Genomic DNA, 2,221 nt, shown 5'->3' with positions numbered 1-2,221 from the left:
GGGCTTCGACTCGCTGACCGCGGTCGAACTGCGCAACCGCCTCAACGGCGTGACCGGACTGCGCCTGCCGGCCACCCTCGTCTTCGACTACCCCAACCCCTCGGAACTGGCCGTGTTCCTGCAGGAGAAGCTGCTGCCGGAGATCGGCGCACACAGCGAAACAGACCCCGGTGAGGCGAAACTCCGGAAGGCGCTCGCGACCGTCCCGCTGTCCAGGTTCCGTGAGGCCGGGCTCATGGAGGTCCTGATGCAGCTCGCCGGTGTCCAGGACGACGCCCTCGTGAACGAGAAGGGCGAAGACGCCGAGGACATCGACGCGCTGGATGCCGAGAGCCTCATTCGCCTGGCCTTGGACAGCGAGACGGAGTGAAGTTGATGATGCTCGATGCGTGGAGGCAGCGATGACCGGACAGGCTGACAAGCTCCTTGAAGCTCTGCGCGCCTCCGTCAAGGAAACCGAGCGACTGCGGCAGCGGAACCGCCAGCTCGTCTCGGCGTCATCGGCGCCGCTGGCGATCGTCGGCATGAGCTGCCGCTACCCCGGCGGCGTGACGACTCCGGAAGAACTCTGGGATCTCCTGGCCGCGGGCGGCGATGCCATCTCCGGCTTCCCGACCGACCGGGGCTGGGACGCCGAGGGCGTGTACGACCCGGACCCGGACAACCAGGGAACCTCCTATGTGCTGGAGGGTGCGTTCCTGCGGGACGCGGCCGGCTTCGACGCCGGGTTCTTCGGGATCAGCCCGCGTGAGGCGCTGGCGATGGACCCGCAGCAGCGGCTGCTGCTGGAGACGTCGTGGGAGGCGCTGGAGCGGGCCGGTATCGACCCGGCGTCGCTGCGCGGCAGCCAGACCGGCGTCTTCGTCGGCGTCGCCCCCTCCGACTACGTCGCCCACCAGTCCCTGCAGAGTATGGAAGGCCTCGACTGGCACCTGATGACCGGCGGCGCCGCCAGCGTGATGTCGGGCCGCGTCTCCTACCTCCTCGGGCTGCAGGGACCCGCGGTGTCCATCGACACGGCCTGCTCGTCGTCGCTGGTGGCCCTGCACCTGGCGTGCCAGGCGGTGCGGTCCGGTGAGTGCTCGCTGGCCCTGGCCGGCGGCGTCACGGTGATGGCCTCCCCCATGGGGTTCATCGGCTTCTCCCGGCAGCGCGGCCTCGCCGAGGACGGCCGCTGCAAGGCCTTCTCGGCCGCGGCGGACGGCATGGGCATGGGCGAGGGCGTCGGCATGGTCGTCGTGGAGCGGCTGTCCGACGCGGTCCGCAACGGCCACACAGTCCTGGCAGTGGTGCGCGGCTCCGCGGCCAACCAGGACGGCGCGTCCAACGGTATGACCGCCCCGAACGGCCCCTCGCAGCAGCGGGTCATCCGGGCGGCGCTGGCCAACGCCCGTCTGTCGGCCGCCGACGTCGACGCAGTCGAGGCGCACGGTACGGGTACGACGCTGGGTGACCCGATCGAGGCGCAGGCGCTCCTGACCACCTACGGCCAGGACCGGCCGGAGGACCGTCCGCTGTGGCTCGGCTCGGTGAAGTCCAACATCGGACACGCCCAGCAGGCAGCCGGCGTGGCCGGCGTCATCAAGATGGTGCTCGCCCTGAAGAACGAGCAGCTGCCGAAGACGCTGCACGTGGACGAGCCGTCGCCGCACGTGGACTGGTCGGCCGGCGACGTCAGGCTGCTGACCGAATCCGTGCCGTGGCCGACCGGTGAGCACACACGCCGCGCCGGCGTGTCCTCCTTCGGCCTCAGCGGCACCAACGTCCACGTCATCCTGGAGGAGGCCCCCGCCGAGCGGGCCGCGTCCAAGGACGTCCCGTCCGAGACCGGCGACACCGAGGCCGCCGGCGATGACGTCCCGGCGACGGCACCGGTGGTGTCCGGCGCGCACGCCTGGCCGGTGTCGGGCCGGTCGGCGAACGGGCTGTCGGCGCAGGCGGGCCGGCTGCGGGAGTGGGTCACGGCCCGTGCGGGGCTGGAACCGGCCGATGTCGCCTGGTCGTTGGCGGTGACGCGCTCGGCGTTCGAGCATCGGGCGGTCGTGGTCGGTGGTGACCGCGGTGAGCTGGTGTCCGGTTTGGAGAGCCTGGCTGCCGGGGTTCCTGCGGGTTGTGTGGTGTCGGGTGTGGCGCGGCCGGGTGGGCGGGTGGTGTTCGCGTTCGCCGGTCAGGGTTCGCAGTGGGTCGGGATGGGTCAGGAACTGGTCCGGGTGAGTCCGGT

2 protein-coding genes are annotated in these 2,221 nt (G+C 71.3%); both read left to right on the top strand.

Annotated elements, in window-relative coordinates; all coding sequences use genetic code 11:
• Positions 1 to 370, top strand: a 370-nt coding sequence (locus tag ACFZCP_RS45850) for a phosphopantetheine-binding protein (RefSeq protein ID WP_391443245.1), incomplete at its 5' end; no start/stop codon positions are given.
• Between the two features lie 31 nt (positions 371 to 401).
• Positions 402 to 2,221 (top strand): beta-ketoacyl synthase N-terminal-like domain-containing protein (locus ACFZCP_RS45845; RefSeq protein WP_391443242.1); only part of this gene is annotated, 1,820 nt, incomplete at its 3' end.

Source organism: Streptomyces sp. NPDC007971 (genome assembly GCF_042958635.1).
GTDB lineage: Bacteria > Actinomycetota > Actinomycetes > Streptomycetales > Streptomycetaceae > Streptomyces.
This window is presented reverse-complemented; position numbering and strand designations above follow the sequence as displayed.